At 70.7% G+C, this 16,529-nt stretch carries 15 protein-coding genes, 1 tRNA gene and 2 pseudogenes; 13 read left to right on the forward strand and 5 right to left on the reverse strand.

Annotation, left to right across the window (positions count from 1 at the left end):
- The first annotated feature begins 58 nt into the window (after positions 1 to 58).
- The 7 genes from K7G60_RS08895 (at position 59) to K7G60_RS08925 (ending at position 6,701) form a co-directional block, all read left to right on the forward strand.
- Positions 59 to 757 (forward strand): nucleotidyltransferase domain-containing protein, encoded by a 699-nt coding sequence (locus tag K7G60_RS08895; RefSeq protein ID WP_225800250.1) that lies wholly within the window; start codon positions 59 to 61, stop codon positions 755 to 757.
- 263 nt (positions 758 to 1,020) lie between these two features.
- A complete protein-coding gene (locus K7G60_RS08900; RefSeq protein ID WP_308080514.1) occupies positions 1,021 to 1,401 on the forward strand; it encodes an FKBP-type peptidyl-prolyl cis-trans isomerase in 381 nt (126 codons plus the stop codon).
- A 229-nt stretch (positions 1,402 to 1,630) separates the two neighbouring features.
- The gene (locus tag K7G60_RS08905) at positions 1,631 to 2,524 is read left to right on the forward strand and encodes an AraC family transcriptional regulator (RefSeq protein ID WP_225800251.1); all 894 of its coding nucleotides are present in this window, start codon (positions 1,631 to 1,633) and stop codon (positions 2,522 to 2,524) included.
- 511 nt (positions 2,525 to 3,035) lie between these two features.
- On the forward strand, positions 3,036 to 3,908 hold the full coding sequence (locus K7G60_RS08910; protein ID WP_225800252.1) for a thermonuclease family protein: 873 nt from the start codon (positions 3,036 to 3,038) through the stop codon (positions 3,906 to 3,908).
- 12 nt (positions 3,909 to 3,920) lie between these two features.
- Positions 3,921 to 4,319, forward strand: a complete 399-nt coding sequence (locus K7G60_RS08915) for a sorbitol dehydrogenase family protein (protein WP_225800253.1) — start codon at positions 3,921 to 3,923, stop codon at positions 4,317 to 4,319.
- Between the two features lie 17 nt (positions 4,320 to 4,336).
- Entirely contained in the window at positions 4,337 to 6,034 is a 1,698-nt protein-coding gene (locus K7G60_RS08920) for a GMC family oxidoreductase (protein WP_225800254.1), read from the forward strand.
- Positions 6,035 to 6,047: 13 nt separating this feature from the next.
- Positions 6,048 to 6,701 (forward strand): histidine phosphatase family protein, encoded by a 654-nt coding sequence (locus tag K7G60_RS08925; protein ID WP_225800255.1) that lies wholly within the window; start codon positions 6,048 to 6,050, stop codon positions 6,699 to 6,701.
- Positions 6,702 to 6,888: 187 nt separating this feature from the next.
- Here K7G60_RS08925 and K7G60_RS08930 read toward each other — a convergent pair whose 3' ends face one another.
- The 3 genes from K7G60_RS08930 to K7G60_RS39140 form a co-directional block, all read right to left on the reverse strand.
- Entirely contained in the window at positions 6,889 to 7,296 is a 408-nt protein-coding gene (locus tag K7G60_RS08930) for a DUF6193 family natural product biosynthesis protein (RefSeq protein ID WP_225800256.1), read from the reverse strand.
- Between the two features lie 120 nt (positions 7,297 to 7,416).
- Complete coding sequence (locus K7G60_RS08935) at positions 7,417 to 8,061, reverse strand: maleylpyruvate isomerase N-terminal domain-containing protein (RefSeq protein WP_225800257.1); 645 nt, start codon at positions 8,059 to 8,061, stop codon at positions 7,417 to 7,419.
- Between the two features lie 138 nt (positions 8,062 to 8,199).
- Positions 8,200 to 9,414, reverse strand: coding sequence for a HupE/UreJ family protein (locus K7G60_RS39140; protein ID WP_225800258.1), 1,215 nt, complete (start codon positions 9,412 to 9,414; stop codon positions 8,200 to 8,202).
- Between the two features lie 318 nt (positions 9,415 to 9,732).
- Between K7G60_RS39140 and K7G60_RS08945 the strand changes: the two genes are divergently transcribed.
- The 5 genes and pseudogenes from K7G60_RS08945 to K7G60_RS08965 all read left to right on the forward strand — a co-directional run bounded on the left by K7G60_RS08945 (position 9,733) and on the right by K7G60_RS08965 (position 14,831).
- A complete protein-coding gene (locus tag K7G60_RS08945; RefSeq protein ID WP_225800259.1) occupies positions 9,733 to 11,115 on the forward strand; it encodes a DNRLRE domain-containing protein in 1,383 nt (460 codons plus the stop codon).
- Positions 11,116 to 11,393: 278 nt separating this feature from the next.
- Positions 11,394 to 12,470 (forward strand): annotated as a pseudogene (locus K7G60_RS08950) (MFS transporter); the annotation flags it as partial.
- Between the two features lie 55 nt (positions 12,471 to 12,525).
- A complete protein-coding gene (locus K7G60_RS08955; protein ID WP_225800260.1) occupies positions 12,526 to 13,566 on the forward strand; it encodes a hypothetical protein in 1,041 nt (346 codons plus the stop codon).
- Between the two features lie 597 nt (positions 13,567 to 14,163).
- Complete coding sequence (locus tag K7G60_RS08960; RefSeq protein WP_225800261.1) at positions 14,164 to 14,412, forward strand: hypothetical protein; 249 nt, start codon at positions 14,164 to 14,166, stop codon at positions 14,410 to 14,412.
- A gap of 152 nt (positions 14,413 to 14,564) precedes the next feature.
- On the forward strand, positions 14,565 to 14,831 hold the full coding sequence (locus K7G60_RS08965; protein WP_225800262.1) for a hypothetical protein: 267 nt from the start codon (positions 14,565 to 14,567) through the stop codon (positions 14,829 to 14,831).
- A gap of 287 nt (positions 14,832 to 15,118) precedes the next feature.
- Here K7G60_RS08965 and K7G60_RS08970 read toward each other — a convergent pair.
- A tRNA-Gly gene (locus tag K7G60_RS08970) sits at positions 15,119 to 15,238 on the reverse strand.
- A gap of 157 nt (positions 15,239 to 15,395) precedes the next feature.
- A pseudogene (locus K7G60_RS08975) lies at positions 15,396 to 15,656 on the reverse strand (PAS domain-containing protein); the annotation flags it as partial.
- A 23-nt stretch (positions 15,657 to 15,679) separates the two neighbouring features.
- Here K7G60_RS08975 and K7G60_RS08980 point away from each other — a divergent pair.
- Complete coding sequence (locus K7G60_RS08980) at positions 15,680 to 16,468, forward strand: alpha/beta fold hydrolase (protein WP_225800263.1); 789 nt, start codon at positions 15,680 to 15,682, stop codon at positions 16,466 to 16,468.
- Positions 16,469 to 16,529 lie beyond the last annotated feature (61 nt).

Here is a 16,529-nt window from a genome sequence, read left to right on the forward strand (position 1 = left end):
GACGTCGAGTCCGACGTACGCGTACCGGCGAGGCCGACGCCGCCCGTACGCTGCGATCATGGACAACCCCGTGCTCACCGCCCGCGAACTGCTGCGGGACCGATTTCCCGACGCCCAGGCGGCCTTCCTCGCCGGCAGCGTGCTGACCGATCGCCGGACGCCCGCATCCGATCTGGACATCGTGGTTCTCCTGGACGGGCCGCCCGCACCCCACCGGGAGAACCTCGTGTACCGCGGCTGGCCCGTGGAGCTGTTCGTACAGACGGAGGCCGTCTGGCGCGGCTTCGCCGACCAGGAGGCCGCGACGCGGAGATCGCCGCTGCTCGCCATGTGTGCCGACGGCATGCTCCTGGTGGACAGGGACGGACTGGGCGCCTCGCTTCAGGACGAGGCACGCAGGCGCTGGGCCGCGGGCCCGCCGCCGCTCTCGGACCACGAGCGCGACCACCAGCGGTACGTCCTGACCGACCTGCTCGATGACCTGCGTGGCTGCACGGACCCCGCGGAGCGGGTGTATCTGGTCTCGCACGTCCTCCAGCGTGCCTCGGAGCTGGTCCTGCTGACCGGCGGACACTGGCTCGGCGCCGGCAAGTGGTTGTCACGGCGGCTGGCCGCGGCCGACCCCGCGGTGCACCGCGCGTTGTCCGAAGCCGCCCCGCGGGCGATCGCCGGGGACGCGGAGGCCTTCACCGCGGTCGTGACAGAGGTGCTGGACCTGGCCGGCGGCCCGTTGTGGGACGGGTACGCCATCCGGTGACCGCTCGGCTCGGAGCCGACCGTGCCCGATTCACCCGCCGGAACCGGCTCGTCCTCGTCGGCGACGAGCACCCGGTCGGTTCGGGCCTCGCCGTGACGACACCGAGGGAGCAGCGCGCCCAGTCGCGCTGGGCGCGTCTTCCGTCGGGTTCGACGCACTCCAGGGACCCGCGTTATCGGTAGCGTGATCAGCTGCCGCATGGAGTGACCATGCGCCCGGCCGGTCCGTGCAAGGGCTTCCGGCGGAGAGTGAATGAGGCTGCGATGAGTGAACTGACGAAGCCCGAGATCGACCTTCCGGAGGGTGACGCCCCCACCGAGCTGACGATCCGCGACCTCGTCGTCGGGGACGGGCCGGAGGCGAAGCCGGGCAGGGTCGTCCAGGTCCATTACGTCGGGGTCACCTTCGAGTCCGGAAGGGAGTTCGACGCCTCCTGGGACCGGGGCCGGCCGTTCAAGTTCGCCGTGGGCGGTGGCAGGGTCATCAAGGGCTGGGACCGCGGGATCAGGGGGATGAAGGTCGGCGGCCGGCGCGAGATCGTCATTCCCCCGCGCCTCGGCTACGGCAACCAGTCGCCCTCGTCGTTGATCCCGGCGGGCTCGACGCTCGTCTTCGTGGTGGACCTGCTCTCGGTCGCCGTCTGAGGCCTTCTCAGCCTGAAGCCTCCTCGGTCCGAGGCCCTCTCGGTGCGAGGCCTGCGGCTCGGGGCGGGGTCGAGGTCGGGCCGGCTGTCCCGGGCCCGTACGAAGGCCGCAGGAGCGGACGCGGCGTACACCGCGCATCCGTCACCCGATCGTTCCGGGCACGGATCGTCGGGTCCCGGGAGGGTGGCGGTTCCTACGGTGAAGACATCAGAGGGAAGGACACGCACCCGTGCTGGATCAGCTCAACCAGGCGCTCGACCACATCGAGCACTGCCTCGAGGCGGAGGCCGGCCGGGAAGTCGACATCGCCGAAGTCGCCCGGATCGCGATGACGTCGGAGTACCACTTCCGGCGCCTGTTCTCGGCGCTCGCCGGGATGCCGCTCTCCGTGTACGTACGGCGCCGGCGCATGACGCTCGCCGGGGCCGAGGTACTGGGCGGGGAGCGGACGCTGCTCGACGTGGCCGTGCGGTACGGGTACGGCTCGGGCGAGGCGTTCGCGCGGGCGTTCCGGTCGGTGCACGGCATCGGGCCGGGCGAGGCCCGGCGCACGGGCGCGACGCTCACGGCGCAGTCGCGCATGTCCTTCCGTGTCGTCGTCGAAGGGAGTACGACCATGCGGTATCGGATCGTCGAGAAGGAAGCGTTTCGGGTCGTCGGCAGGAAGGCCCGGGTCCCCCTCGTGCACGAGGGGGTCAACGCGGCGGCCGCGGCGCACGTGGAGAGCCTGGACGAGCAGGCGATCGTCAGGATGAAGGAGCTGGCCGACGGGGAGCCGGAGGGGGTCCTGTCGGCGGTGGTGCACCTGACCGACAGCCGGGAGGAGGGCGCGGAGGTGGACTACTGGATCGGCGTGGTCGCCGATCCGGAGGCTGCCGCGGACGAGCTCGACGCGCTCGACGTGCCGGCCGGCACCTGGGCGGTATTCGACAACCACGGGCCGTATCCGAGCGCCCTCCAGGAGCTGTGGCGGGACGTGTTCACGCAGTGGTTCCCCTCGAACCCGTACGCGAGCCGGCCGGGTCCGGAGCTGCTGCGGACGCAGCCGGTGGAGATCGGCACGGAGACGGACTCCCAGCTGTGGATCCCGGTCGAGCGGGTCAGCGGGAGCAGCGGGGCGTGAGAGCGGACGCGGGCGCCGCCTTCCGCGGGGAAGGCGGCGCCCGGGTCCACGCCGACGCGCGGTTCGGACGCGGGGACAGTCACACGACCTCGGTCATCGGCCGCGGTGCCGAGAGCGGGACCGTCCCCACGCATCCTCGCTCCACCGATCGGCATGCACATCGTCACCACGCAGCAACGGGCCGCTGCCGCCGCGCTCGGTCCGGGGGCTGCGATGCCGGTTCCATCTGCAGTGGATCTACCTTCCCGTAGGTTTCGCCGTGGCCATGGTCCCATTGCTGTTCGCCGGTGGCGGCGGGACACCGCTCTCCGGCAGCGCACCGAAGGGCGTGCTGACCGGAACGGGCCTGAGGGAGCCTGGACCTGGCGGTGACCGCTGAACGAGTTGGAAAGGGCTCAACGAGCGAACGGCATGCCTGGTTTCACCGTCCGTGTCCCGTACCCTCACTCCACGTGACGCCGAGTGAGCATCCGTTCGGTGTTCATGCCCGTCGTGAGGGAGCCGCATCGTCATGCCCATGTTGCTGATCAAGGGTTCGTACCACCTCGTCAACGGCCGGCCGGACGGAGACACCATCCAGTTCGTGGCGGACGAGAAGGAGGAGTGGAACCTCGTCCCCGGCCCCCACAAGGTCAAGCGCAACGGGTCCGGCAAGGCCAAGCTGAGACTGGACGCCATCGACACGCTGGAGACCCACTACGCGCGCGAAGGCAACCCCGAGGTCCACCAGCCGTGGCTCCACGGCCGCGCCGCCCGGGACGAGCTGACGAAATGGCTCGGCTTCACCACCGTCGAGCGCGCGCCGGACGAGACGGTCACCGCGGCCACTCCCACGACCAGGCCCGGCTGGATCCTCACCCGCGGCGCGGGCCGTGACAAGCGCTGTATCGCCCTTGCCGGCAAGGGCACGCCCCCGGGCACGAGCGGCACGTGGATCAACGTCGACGAGGCGCTGCTGCGTACCACGTTCAACCATCACGTGCTCTTGGCGGGTCTGGCCTACCCGACGTACTACACCAACCTCTTCCCCGACCTGCGCGACGAGTTGACCGCCGCGGTGCGCCAGGCGCAGGAGGAGGAGAAGGGCCTGTGGAGGGACGACGACACGCTCGACGGCGCGACCGTCACCGGCATCGACTCCCTTCAGGACGACGTGGTGATCCTGCCCAAGCTGTTCCGGCGCCTGGTGGATTACCTGTACCTCGGCGACCCCGACAACCCGGATCTGACCGGTTTCCCCGCCTTCCTCGACGAAGCCGCGGACGAGTTCTGGATCATCTCCACCAGCCACCCCACCACCGGCCTCGACGCCGTCGTCGAGGTCATCGACGGCAAGGTGCGGATGACCCATCCGCCGGAGGACCTCGTCTTCGTCGAGAACTGAACGAGGAGCGCCATGACCCCCGCCGCGGATTTCCGCGCCCTGTCCGAACTCCTGACCGGCGAAACTCCGCTGGACCAAGCCACCGCAGACGCGCACCGCACCCGCCTCGAAGCCCACTACGCGGCAGCGCTCACCCGCCTGATCGACACCTACCGCAGCGTCTCCGGCGAGCCCGATCCGGGAGCGGCGCTGTTCGCCGCGGTCAACGCCGACCCCGAGCTCGCCCGTGTCGCCCGCGAGACCCTCGCCATCTGGTACACCGCCCAGTTCGCCCGTCCCGACAACACCCAGGTCGGGCCCGAGACACCCGCCCGCTACCGCGAAGGCCTGGTGTGGCGGGTGATCCAGGCCCACCCGCTCTCCGCCGCGCCGGTGCCCGGCGGGTACGGCTACTGGGCCCGGCACCCCTGAGACGAGGAACCCTTCCCATGGACACTGCCTACGACGTCGTCATCGTCGGTGCCGGCGTGGCAGGAGCCCTGTGCGCCTGCCGGATCAAGGAATCCAAGCCCCAGGCGCGCGTCCTGCTCATCGACGCCGGCGACAACGCCGTCGATGACGCCCAGCGCGCCGCGTTCGTCGACGCCTACCAGCTCTCCGCCTCGAAGAACGTGCCCTCGCCGTACGCGGCCCTGCGCAACAACAAGGACGGCTACGCCCCCTCCTCGGACGGCGTCGGCGACCCGGTCGCGATGAACCGCTACTACGTCGAGACCGGACCCGACCTGTACAAGAGCGGGTTCCAACGCATGGTCGGCGGCAGCACCTGGGCCTGGCGCGGCAACAGCCCCCGCTTCCTGCCCAGCGACTTCGAGATGAAGACCCGCTTCGGCGTCGCGGTGGACTGGCCCCTGACGTACAGCGACCTCGAACCCTTCTACGCGCAGGCCGAGAACGAACTCGGCGTCTCCGGCAACCGCGCCGAATGGGAGACCGCCACCCCGCGCAGCACGGACTTCCCGATGCCCGGCATCGTCGCCAGCTACGGCGACGAGCTCGTGCGGACCGCCCTGGCCTCTCTCAAGGAGATCGACGAGGTGCCGCTCACCGTGGTCACCACCCCACAGGCCCGCAACTCACGCGACTACCAGGGCCGGCCCGCCTGCCAGGGCAACTCCAGCTGCATCCCGGTCTGCCCCTCCGGCGCCAAGTACGACGCCTCCGTCCACGTGCTGCGGGCCCGGGACGAGCTCGGCGTCGAGGTGCGCACCGGCTGCACCGTCACCCGCCTCGCCCCAAGGCCCGGCACGGCGTCGCCGACCGTGGTCTTCCGCGACTGGACCACCACCGACCGCCTCGAGCAGCAGGTCGACGGCACGCACGTCGTCCTCGCCCTCAACGCGATCGAGACGCCGAAGCTGTGGCTGATCTCCGGACTGGACAACCGCAGCGACCAGGTCGGCCGCAACCTCATGGACCACCTCGCCGAGGAGGTCGTCGGCCTCTTCGGACAGCCCGTCTTCCCCTTCCGCGGCCCCCAGTCCACCCTGAGCATCGAAACCTTCCGTGACGGCGACTGGCGGCGCACCACCGGCGCGTTCCGCATGACCATCGGCAACGACGGGTGGGGCCGCTTCGAATCCCCCGGCGCCGCCCTCGACAAGCTCATGTGGGATCCGGTGGCCAAGCGGCTCAAGCACTACGGCGACGACCTGCAGCACCGGCTCGCCGAGCGCGTCACCCGCATGATGCGGATCGGCTACTCCACCGAGCAACTACCGGACCCCGCCAACCGCGTCACCCTCTCCGACCAGCGCGACGGACTCGACGTCCCACGCCCCAAGATCGCCTTCAAGGTCGACGAGTACTCCAAGCGCGCCCTCGCCTACGGACACTCCGTCGCACGCCGCATCTGGGAACACCTGGAACACACCGCCGGCGCAGAGGAGGTCGAGCCGCTCCAGCCGACCTTGAAGTACAACGGCGCCGGCCACCCCATGGGCACCACCCGCATGGGCACCGACCGTGCCACCTCCGTCGTCGACGCCGACGGCCGCTCCCATGCACACCCCAGCCTCTGGATCGTCGGCAACTCCGTCTTCCCCACCGGCAGTACCGCCAATCCCACCCTCACCCTCGCCGCTCTCACCCTCCGCACGGCCGACAGACTCGCCGCAAGCCTGTGACCGCACATCGATCATGACCGTCACCACACGTCTGGACATCGCCCGCCACGGACAAGCCCGGTGCAACGTCGAAGGCCGCGTCGGCGGGCCGAAGACCTGCACCGGACTCACCGACCTCGGCCGGCGACAGACCGAACGCCTGGCTGCCCGGCTCGCCGCTGCGCAGAGCACCGACGGCCGGATCGACGCCGTCTACGCGGGGCCCCGCCGACGCCTTCAGGAGAGCGGTCGCCTCCTCTCGGCGGCCCTGAACCTCCCTCTCCTCACCGATCCCGGCCTCGACGGCCCCCGGCACGGCCAAGCGGACGGCATGCTCTGGCGCGAGGTCGAATCGGCCTTCAAGGGAGCCCCGCAAGCCCATCCGGACCGCCCGTACGCACCTGGCGCCGAACCCTGGAACAGCTACCTGGCCCGAGCGACCCGACACCTCGCGGAGCTCATCGAACGCCACGACGGTCAGCACATCCTGCTGGCGGCCCACGGAGAAACCCTCCACGCGGCCTGCCATCTCCTCCTCGGCATCCCGGTGAGCAAGAGCTCGGCCATCGGCTTCGGCACCTCCCACGCAGGCCTCACCCGCTTCGAACGGCGCCAGGACGGCTACGACAACACGCGCTGGATCCTCGCCGCCCTCGACGACACCGCGCATCTGGACGGGTCCGGCTGACGAACCGCGCCCCACCGGATGGGATCCAGCACACGGCGAAGGCGGAGTCCGAGGGAAGACGTACGTGAACGACCAGGACGGTCCCGGCGCTCCGTGGGTGGCGGGACCTGATCGGCGGTCCGGCCGAGGGCGGTGGCCGGTGCGCACAGCCGGACCAGAGCTCCGGATTCCGTCCGGGGCGTCCGCCCTACCTGCCGCCTCGTGCCCTCTCGTGAGCGGCCAGTTCCCCTGCGTTGCCGACGAAGGCCGGGCCACAGCCTGGCGGCAGACGATCGACGACCATCGCCACCGCGGCCCGCGCGCTGTCCGTCACGGCGATCCGCGGACTGCGCCGACTCGGCCCTTCGACGTAGTACCGGCCGTCCCCGAGCGTGCCGATGTAGGGGACGTCCCAGGTGTAGTCCCTCTCCGTACACCTGCTGAAGTGCAGCTCCCACATGCCGGTCCACGGATGGAGCCGACGAAGCGCCGGTTCGGCATGCGCTACCCGAGCCAGCGCGGCGAACGACTTCCGGAGCGGTGATCCTTCCGGCGGGACGGGTTCGCCGTAAGTGGTGAGGACCTTCTGCCAGGCTGCGTCGACGGTGCTGGTCATACCGCGATTGTGCGGACTCTCCACGCGACCCGGCAACAGACGTCCTGGCCCTGAGGAGACGTTCTCGCTCGGCCGCAGCCCCTCCGGAATCGAATCCGACCGGGCCGCCCCGTACCCCGATCAGCACTCCCGAGGGGATCCCACCACCGGGCGGGATCGTTTCGCCGGGGGTACTCGGCCCAGGGCGAGCCAGCGGAGGCCGAGCCGTTCGATCTGCTCGGCCCCCGCTTCGTCCAGCGGCTCCCGGCCGGTGACCTTGCGCAGGAGACGCGTCCGACTCCATCCCAGCTCTTCGGTGGCCGCGACGTGTTCCGTGCCGAGGAGCAGCTCCGTCACGGCGTCCCCGGCGGACGGGGTGAGCCAGGGTTCGTGGCCGAGTGCGTCGGCCAGGTCGACACCGTGGGCGGCGACCTCCACCACGCGGGCGAGGAGGAACTCCGACAGGAGCATGGCGTCGCCATGACGCGTGCGTACGGTCCGGCCCGCCGGCTGGACCCGGCACAGCCGGTCGACCCGCTGCCAGGTGGCGGCGAAGTCCCCGGCGAAGGCGGCGCCGTCGGCCGACCGCGCCGCGCGGTCCCGGGCCGGCGCGATCCGGGTGTCGTTGCTCCGGGTCGAGAAGCGGTCGTCCGGGCGGTAGTACTCCGCCGCCGAGATCTCCGGCTCATCGGGTGCCGGTGCGTCCAGCTCCGGCCCGTCGAACTCCCGCTCCCACACGTCGAGGTCGTCGGCGGTGACGGGGCGCAGCGTGATCTTGTCCGCCATGGAGCGGCTCCTGATCTCCCGGGCCGCGGGGTTCGGTTCCGCGCGGCCACGACGGGCGACGTCCTGTGAACTTCTCTTCGGCCGACCCGTGCTCCGGCCGGGGGGACGCCTGCTCCTTGCCGAGGCCGCGTCGCACGTCTACGCGGCGCCGCCGGGGGGCAGCAGGCGCTCGACGAACCAGACGAGGCCGATGACGCCGACGGCGGCAGCCGCGCCGACGTGGGCGAGCACCGACCAGGAGCGGCGGCGTGCGAGCAGGATCAGCGGGAACACGGCCAGGACGATGGCGAGTTGACCGAGCTCGATGCCGAGGTTGAAGCCCAGGAGCGAGACGAGCAGCCGGCCGCTGAAGTCGCCGGTGAAATCCAGTGCCCCGGCGAAGCCGAGGCCGTGCAGCAGGCCGAATCCGAACACGACCAGGAGGCGGTGCCGCGACTCGCCCCGGATGATGTTCTCCACGGCGACGTACACGATCGACAGGGCGATGAGGGGTTCGACGATCTCGGTGGGGACGTCGAGCCACCCGAGTGCGGCGAGGGCGAGCGTCACGCTGTGTGCCACGGTGAAGCCGGTCGCGAGCCGGACGACGCTGCGCCATCCCTGCGCGCCGAGGAGCAGGAGCACCAGGAAGAGCACGTGGTCGGCGCCGCTCAGGATGTGTTCCAGGCCCAAGGACACGAAGCGGCCCGTCGACGCCCACGAGAGGTCCGGGCCGTCCGCACGCGGAGCGTCGCGCCCCGCGTGGGCGGCACCGCTCCGGCCTGCCCGCAGTTCGCGATGGCCGATGTCGAAGACGTCGCTGCCGCCGGACCCGCCGAGTTCGTAGTCGACCATGTTGGTGTGCTCGGCACCGATGGCGTCCGCCTCGGAGAACACCTGGTACCGCACGGTGAATTCGCCGCTCTCCGACTCCGGGCACCGGTAGGTGAGGAGCAGGCGCGCGTAGAGGAACCGCTGCCGCTTCGTGATCCCCGTCCCGCCGAGCACGGCGGAGCACGGGGAGCCGTCGAGGGCGACGGTGAGGCGGTCGGAGAGGTACGAGACGAGCGGTGCGCGGTGGGCCTCGAGGAAGGCCGCGTGCTCGGCGTCCTTCGTGCCGCGCGGCAGCGTGCCGAATCCGGCGGCCTTCGTCAGCGTGTCGTAGTCCAGCTCCAGGGTGTAGTGCACCGATGCCCCGTCCTGACGGATCACCGACGTGCCGTCCGTCGTCGGGACGTGCGCCGATGCGGCCGGGGCCGTCCACGACAGCAGCAGTCCCGCGAGGACCACGGCGCCGAGCGCGACGCGAAGCCACGCGATGGTCGTTCTGCGGAGTGCGCCTCGATGTCCCGGCGGCGGAGTCGCGATCGTCACGCCGAGGAGTGGAGCCCGGAGAAGAGTGGGCCGCGTGACGTGCTCATGTCCTGGCCTCGATGTCCCGTTGAACTCTCGGCGACACGGACACGCCACTGCACGGACACACCACCGCCGGGCAGCCCGCTCCCACGGCGTGTCAATGCGCCCACGTCACAGAGGGAAACGCTCACGTTCCAGGCACCCAAGGTTCATTCGGCGGCTGTAGTCGTGGCTCGTGGCGGATCCCTAGGTTCCTCACTGCCTCGTGCACGAGGCGACACCCTCACCTCCGAAGGGATTCACCTGATGGGCACCCGCCGCATCCGAAGAGCGTCCTTGGCGGCCGCAGCAGTCGCCACGACCACCGCCGCCGTCGTGGCCCTGCTCACGGCCGCTCCGTCGGCCAGCGCCGCCACCAGCACCTTCACACCGGTCGCCGACACCTATGTGCAGGACACCGCCCCGTCGACCAACTACGGCACCTCGTCGCTGTTCACCACGGACAACTCGCCGGTGCGCCGGTCGTACCTGAAGTTCACGGTCAGCGGCCTCACCGACGACGTGGTCGGCGCCAAGCTGCGGATCCGCGTCACCAGCACCGGCAACAGCGGCAACGGCGGCGTCTGGAAGTCGATGAGCGACACCACGTGGTCGGAGACCGCGGTCACGTGGAACAACAAGCCGGTCGTCGACGGCGCCACGCTCGCGTCGCTCGGCGCGGTGGCGAACGACCAGTGGGTCGAGATCGACGTGACCTCCGTGGTGACCGGGAACGGCACGTTCGGCTTCGGCGGCAGCTCCACCAGTTCCGACGGCGCGTACTACGACTCCCGCGAGTCCGGCGCCGACGCCCCGCAGCTCGTGATCACCACCGGCACCGCCCCCTCCCCCACGCCCACGCCGTCCACGTCGGCGCCGACGTCCGACCCGGTGCTGGTAGGCGCCGGCGACATCGCCGACTGCGGCACCGGCGGTGACGAGGCCACCTCCGACCTCCTCGACGGCATCAGCGGCACGGTCATGGCCATCGGCGACACGGCCTACCCGGACGGCACCGCCGCCGACTACACCAACTGCTACAACCCGACGTGGGGCAGGCACAAGGCCCGCACCAAGCCGGCCACCGGCAACCACGAGTACCACACCTCGGGCGCCTCGGGTTACTTCAACTACTTCGGCGCTTCCGCGGGTGACCCGAACAAGGGCTACTACTCCTTCGACCTGGGCAGCTGGCACGTCGTGGCCCTCAACTCCAACTGCTCGATCGTGTCCTGCGCGGCCGGCTCGGCACAGGAGCAGTGGCTGCGCAGCGACCTCGCGGCCAGCACCAAGCCGTGCACCGTCGCGTACTGGCACCACCCGCGCTACACGTCCGGCGCCAGCCACGGCCCGAACACCTCGGTGCAGCCGCTGTACCAGGCGCTGTACGACAACAACGCCGAGGTGATCGTGACCGGGCACAACCACAACTACGAGCGGTTCGCCCCGATGAACGCCACCGGCGGCCTGGACAACACCCGTGGCATCCGGCAGTTCGTCGCCGGCATGGGCGGCACCGGTCTGGGTGGCTTCGGCACCATCCAGCCCAACAGCCAGGTCCGCAACAGCAACACGTGGGGCGTGCTGAAGCTGACCCTGCACCCCAGCGGCTACGACTGGCAGTTCGTCCCCGAGGCGGGCAAGACCTTCACCGACAGCGGCACCAACTCCTGCCACTGACAGGCACATGAGCGACGGGTGCCTTCCCCGGCCGGGGAGGGCGCCTCCCTCCGTGCGCCGAGCACCCGCTCCCCGTCGAGCGCCCGCTCCCCGTCGAGTGCCCCCGCTCCGCTCCCCGCCCCGAAAGGTCCGCCCGCATGTATCTGTCCTCGATCGACAGGCCAGGGGCCGATGCCGCACCCACCGCCGTTCGCTCCCGCCTCCGCGGGATCACGGTCGTCGGCGGGAACGTGTTCGCGCTCGGCACGGTCAGCCTGCTGACCGACGTCTCCGCCGAGATGGTCACCGCGATCCTCCCGGTGTACCTGGTGTTCGGGCTGTCCATGAGCCCCCTGGCCTACGGCACGCTCGACGGCCTCCACACCGGAGCGACCGCTCTGCTGCGGCTCGTCGGAGGCTATGTCGCGGACCGGGTCCGCAGGCCCAGGACGGTGGCGGGCATCGGATACGCGCTGTCGGCGCTGGCCAAGCTCGGGCTGCTCGCGGCGGGCCGCACGGCCGGTGCGATCGGGCTCGTCATCGCCGCCGACCGGGCCGGCAAGGGACTCCGAACGGCTCCCCGGGACGCCCTGATCACCCTGTCGGCCCCGCCGCACGCCCTGGCCCGCGCCTTCGGCGTACACCGGGCGATGGACAGCTTCGGCGCGTTCCTCGGACCGCTCGTCGCGCTGGCCGTGCTGGCGGCCGCCGGTCAGGCCTTCGACGCCGTCCTGGTCACCAGCTTCTGCATAGCGGCACTCGGCGTGCTCGTCCTCTTCCTCTTCGTCCGGGACCGGCACGACGAACGGCCCCCCGCCGCCGTGGCCTCGCCACGCGAGGCCGTGGCGCTGCTGCGGTCCGCCCCGGTCCGCCGCCTGCTCGCCGCCGCGTGCCTGCTCGGCTTCGCCGTCATCGGAGACGGCTTCGTCTACCTGCTCCTGCAGCGACGGGAAGAGGTGTCCCTGAGCAGCTTCCCCCTGCTGGCGGTCGGCACCAGCCTGGTCTATCTCCTGCTGGCGGTCCCGATCGGAGCGCTGGCCGACCGGATCGGCCGTGTGCCCGTGGTGCTCGGCGGCTACACGGCCCTGCTCGGCGTCTACCTGCTCCTCTCCGGCCTCCTCCACGGCCGGCCGCTGGTGGCACTGGTGCTGGTGCTCTACGGCTTCTTCTACGCCGCCACCGACGGCGTACTGATGGCGCTGGCCGGCCCGGTGCTCCCCGAGCACCTTCGCACCACCGGCCTCGCGCTGATCCAGACCGGACAGGCCCTCGCCTACCTCGCCTCCTCCGTCCTCTTCGGACTCGCCTGGCAGCTGTGGGGCCCGGTCGTCGCCGTCCGGTGCGCCGCCGCCCTGGTCGTGCCGGCGGTCGTCGCCACCGCGTTCCTGCTGATCGTCCGCCCCACCACCCCACCGACACCGAGGAAACCGCATGAGCAAGCAGTCGACCATCGAAGCCGAGCCCGACGCGCACCCGGTCCCCGCGCTGCGCCGGTCCGGGCGGACGGCCCGCATCGCGACCACGGTGGCCGCCACCCTCGCGCTCGCCGCCGTCGCCATCGGCTACGCCCGGCACAGCTCGTCGGCCCAGGCCCCCGACACGGCCGCCACCGCGGAGACGGTGTCGCTGGCACCCGGCCCGCGGCTGCTGACCCTGACCAGCACCGGGCAGATCACGACCGTCGACAAGACCGACCCGGGCGGCGCACGCACCGTGTCGGACACCAAGTGCGACCGCGTCTACGCCGCGGCGGGCACGGTGGCCTGCCTCTACGGCGACGGGGTCCTCGGCACCGTGACGATGCGCGTGCTGTCGCCGGACCTCAAGGAACGCAAGGCCATCCCGGTCAGCGGCGTCCCCAACCGGGTCCGCGTCTCGGCCAGCGGCCGCATGGTCTCCTGGACGGCCTTCGTCGGCGGGGACAGCTACGCCACGCTCGACTTCGCCACTCGCACGGGCATCTACGACACCAGGACGGGAACCCTGTTCAAGACCCTGGAGACCTTCTCCGTCGTCAAGGACGGCAAGCCCTACCAGTCGTCCGACGTCAACTACTGGGGCGTGACGTTCACCAAGGACGACAACACCTTCTACGCGACCATGTACACCAAGGGCCACCGGTACCTGGTCCAGGGCGACTTCGCGGCCCGCACCGTCCGCACTCTGCGTGACCGCGTCGAGTGCCCCTCGCTCTCCCCCGACGGGACCAGGATCGCGTTCAAGGCCCCCGTCGACGGTGACTCGGCGAAGGGGTGGCGGCTCTCCGTCCTCGACCTGGCCACCGGCCGCGTGACCGCCACGGCCGAGGCCCGCAGCGTGGACGACCAGGCGGCCTGGCTGAACGGTTCCACCCTGGCGTACGCGCAGCAGCACGACGACGGCACCAAGGACCTCTGGACCGTCCCCGCCGACGGCTCCGGCAAGCCCCGGCTGCTGCTGCGCAACGCTCACTCCCCCGCCGCACTCGGATGAGAACGGTCCTCCACCACCGCCCGGCGCGCGACCGGCAGAGCCGCAGGTTCTTCCGAGGCCTTGGGGCGGCCGGTCGAGGACGGTCAGCAGGACGTCGTCCTCGTCGAACGGCAGGGGGTTGCGGGCGCGCATGAGGCCGAAGGCGCCGAGGACCTCGTTGCGGGGGCTTTGTACGCGAGAACGGGTTCTGGCCCACTCTCCGTGAAGCTTGCGCCCTGAGTGACGGTTGCGCTGGGTGCGGCTGGTCGGAGGGCGTTTACGGCTCCTGTCTGCGTCATCCTGCCGACGCGTCCAGCGCCGGCGGCCACCCTGGCTCGTGGCGCGTCTCCATCCACGTGCGATCATGCTGCTCGCCGATGCGGCAGGGGGGCGGATGGCGGGCGTTTGGGCGACGACGCGTCTGCCAGGTGAGGCCGCAGGCGATGTCGAAGGGGCGCTTACAAGGGCTCTCGCGCCTTTGTGCATAGACACGGAGGAGAACCCCGCGGAGCGCGGCATGTGCGATGTGCGGCGCGTTGCCGGAGGCAGCGACGGCAGGGGTTTCGCAGTTGCCCCTGGATACTGGGGAGATCCCCGGCTCATCCACGATGATCCTGGATGCAACGGCTTGCCGCTTACCGGGACCAGCCGTTGATCAAGGCCTACCTCGACCACCCCTTCAGCCTGGACACGGGGTATCCGGGGCTCGTGGGATCCATCGGTCCAGAGGAGCATCCTGTGATCGGCTATGAGGGAACACGTGCCGAGTGCATCCGTGAGTTCACCGACTCGGAATCACCCAGCGCTGACGTGCTCACAGAGGACGGTTGGTGGTCGGTGGACGGCATCAATGCCGTCCACAAGTGAGCCGGAGCCCGAGAACGGGAGTCGTTCGTCGACGGCTTCGGGGGTCACCGCACGGCCCTGTTCCATGATCGACGTCGATGAGTTCGGGAGTCACTCGCGGTCCGGCGTGCGGCCTTTGGACTCGAAGGGAACCGTAACGAGGAGAAGGGTGAGTGAGTGCAATGGTCTTTTCGGAAGCGATGGAGGACTGGGTCTACTGGGACCAGGCCGCATATGAGCTGGGGTTGAGCCTCGGTGTGCTCACGGCTGACGTTCCCTTCTCGAAGAGCAAGAGGATCTTCTGGGAAGACAACCCGGCTGGGCGAGCTCTCCACGCCACCCTCTTGGCGCTTGTGGAAGCCGGCTTGCTGGAGTCGCGCGACGATGACGAGGAGTTCCGGTGGGCGTCCACCAAGTTCCTGAACGTGTTCGACGACTGAACTCCTGGCCGAGTCGCCCTGATCTCCGAATGATGTACCGGAAGTGCTCGGGGTGAACGGGGCTGGTGAGCGGAAGAGCCGACGGAGGGCGCAGCCGCCGAGCTGGTGGCAACTGGTGACGATGTCGGCGGCGCGGGCCACGTGGCTCGACCACTGGCGTCTGGGCACACGTACGTGTACCCATCGAGTCAGTGGCGGGTGCCTCCCGCACTCGGGTTCTGGCACAACCTCTGTGGACCTGGCGCGAGGCGGCGGGTCCGTGCGCCGTACGACGTCCTGGTCGGTTGCGGTGCCGACGGGATTCGAACCCGCGAGACAGATGGGAGCAGGTCCGCCCCGTCCCCGTCAGTCGCCGTGGGAGGGACCTCGCCCACGGCGATCGCAATGGACCGCTCTGCCACGGCACCGCAACCTGCGGAAACGCGCGCACTCCCGCTCTGACCAAGCGTAGAGACACCGTTCTCCGCGGACGAATCCTTTATCCGGTCGTCGGCGACCGCTGCCACGGGCCCGCAGAGGTCGTGCCAGAACCCGTTCTCGGGTACAGGGCCAGGCCCCGGTGCTCATCACCTCGACGAACAGCTTGATCACCGGATCCCTGTGCACTCGGTGGACCGGCAGCCGGTCCGCCTTCTGCCCCGGGGCCTCCTGCGCGCTGTAGCCGAAGACCTCCTCGGCCTGTGGGCTCCAGAACACGATCCGCCCCCCGGCGTCCAGGACCACCACCGCCACGCCGAGCAGATCCAGAGGCCCTCCCGACGGCGAGGGGCGCGGGCTTCCCCGGGCCGTCGAGGCCGTGGCCCCCGGTGTCCGGTGCCGCGACAGCGTGGGGGATCTACCCTGAAGTCATGGCGACGGTACAGGTCGACGGCCTGGGGGTTGCTTACGACCGCGTGGGCGAGGGGCCGCCCCTCGTGTTTCTGCACGGTGCGGCGCAGGACGCCCGCGCCTGGCGGCCGCAACTCGACGCGCTGGCGGACGCGTTCACGGTGGTGGCCTGGGACGAGCCAGGAGCGGGCCGCTCCTCCGACGTGCCCGAGTCCTTCGTCCTCGCGGACTACGCCCGTTGCGTGGCCGCGGTCGTGGAGTCACTGCGGCTCGGACCGGCGCACATCGCCGGTCTGTCCTGGGGAGGCACCCTAGCCCTGGAGTTCTACCGCCACCACGCGGGCCTCGTGAGGACGCTGGTCCTCATCGACACCTACGCGGGCTGGAAGGGCTCCCTGCCCGCGGAGGAGGTGCGGGCCCGGGTCGAGGGCGCGCGCCGGATGCTGGCCGCGCCGCCCGGCGAGTTCGATCCGACCCTGCCCGGACTGTTCGCCGGCGAGCCGCCCGCCGCGTACGCGCCCCTGCTGAACGCGATGACGGACGCCGTACGCCCCGAGTCCATGCGGAGGCAGCTGTCCCTCATGGCCGAGACGGACCAGCAAGATCTCCTGCCCACCGTCTCGGTGCCCACCCTCCTGCTCTGGGGGGAGCGGGACGTGCGCTCGCCACTGGCCGTGGCGCGACGGTTCCAGGAAGCGATCCCGGACGCCGAGCTGGTCGTGATCCCGGGCGCGGGGCACGTCAGCAACCTGGAACGGCCCGAGGAGTTCAACCGAGCCGTCCGCGACTTCTGCCGCGCCCATTCCTGAGCCTGCGCCGGTCCCCCGTCACGTGGCGAACGGATGCGCCGGCCCGGTGACGGGCGACGGA

The sequence above is a fragment of the Streptomyces sp. NK15101 genome, from assembly GCF_020400725.1.
In the GTDB taxonomy this organism is placed as follows: Bacteria; Actinomycetota; Actinomycetes; order Streptomycetales; family Streptomycetaceae; genus Streptomyces.

What these genes read in the sequence shown, in the direction of transcription:
- K7G60_RS08900 (WP_308080514.1), top strand. Translation starts at nt 1,021, where the DNA reads ATGAGTGAACTGACGAAGCCCGAGATCGACCTTCCGGAGGGTGACGCC.
- K7G60_RS08895 (WP_225800250.1), top strand. Translation starts at nt 59, where the DNA reads ATGGACAACCCCGTGCTCACCGCCCGCGAACTGCTGCGGGACCGATTT.
- K7G60_RS08925 (WP_225800255.1), top strand. Translation starts at nt 6,048, where the DNA reads ATGACCGTCACCACACGTCTGGACATCGCCCGCCACGGACAAGCCCGG.
- K7G60_RS08935 (WP_225800257.1), bottom strand. Translation starts at nt 8,061, where the DNA reads ATGGCGGACAAGATCACGCTGCGCCCCGTCACCGCCGACGACCTCGAC.
- K7G60_RS08955 (WP_225800260.1), top strand. Translation starts at nt 12,526, where the DNA reads ATGAGCAAGCAGTCGACCATCGAAGCCGAGCCCGACGCGCACCCGGTC.
- K7G60_RS08920 (WP_225800254.1), top strand. Translation starts at nt 4,337, where the DNA reads ATGGACACTGCCTACGACGTCGTCATCGTCGGTGCCGGCGTGGCAGGA.
- K7G60_RS08980 (WP_225800263.1), top strand. Translation starts at nt 15,680, where the DNA reads ATGGCGACGGTACAGGTCGACGGCCTGGGGGTTGCTTACGACCGCGTG.
- K7G60_RS08915 (WP_225800253.1), top strand. Translation starts at nt 3,921, where the DNA reads ATGACCCCCGCCGCGGATTTCCGCGCCCTGTCCGAACTCCTGACCGGC.
- K7G60_RS08960 (WP_225800261.1), top strand. Translation starts at nt 14,164, where the DNA reads ATGCAACGGCTTGCCGCTTACCGGGACCAGCCGTTGATCAAGGCCTAC.
- K7G60_RS08930 (WP_225800256.1), bottom strand. Translation starts at nt 7,296, where the DNA reads ATGACCAGCACCGTCGACGCAGCCTGGCAGAAGGTCCTCACCACTTAC.
- K7G60_RS08910 (WP_225800252.1), top strand. Translation starts at nt 3,036, where the DNA reads ATGCCCATGTTGCTGATCAAGGGTTCGTACCACCTCGTCAACGGCCGG.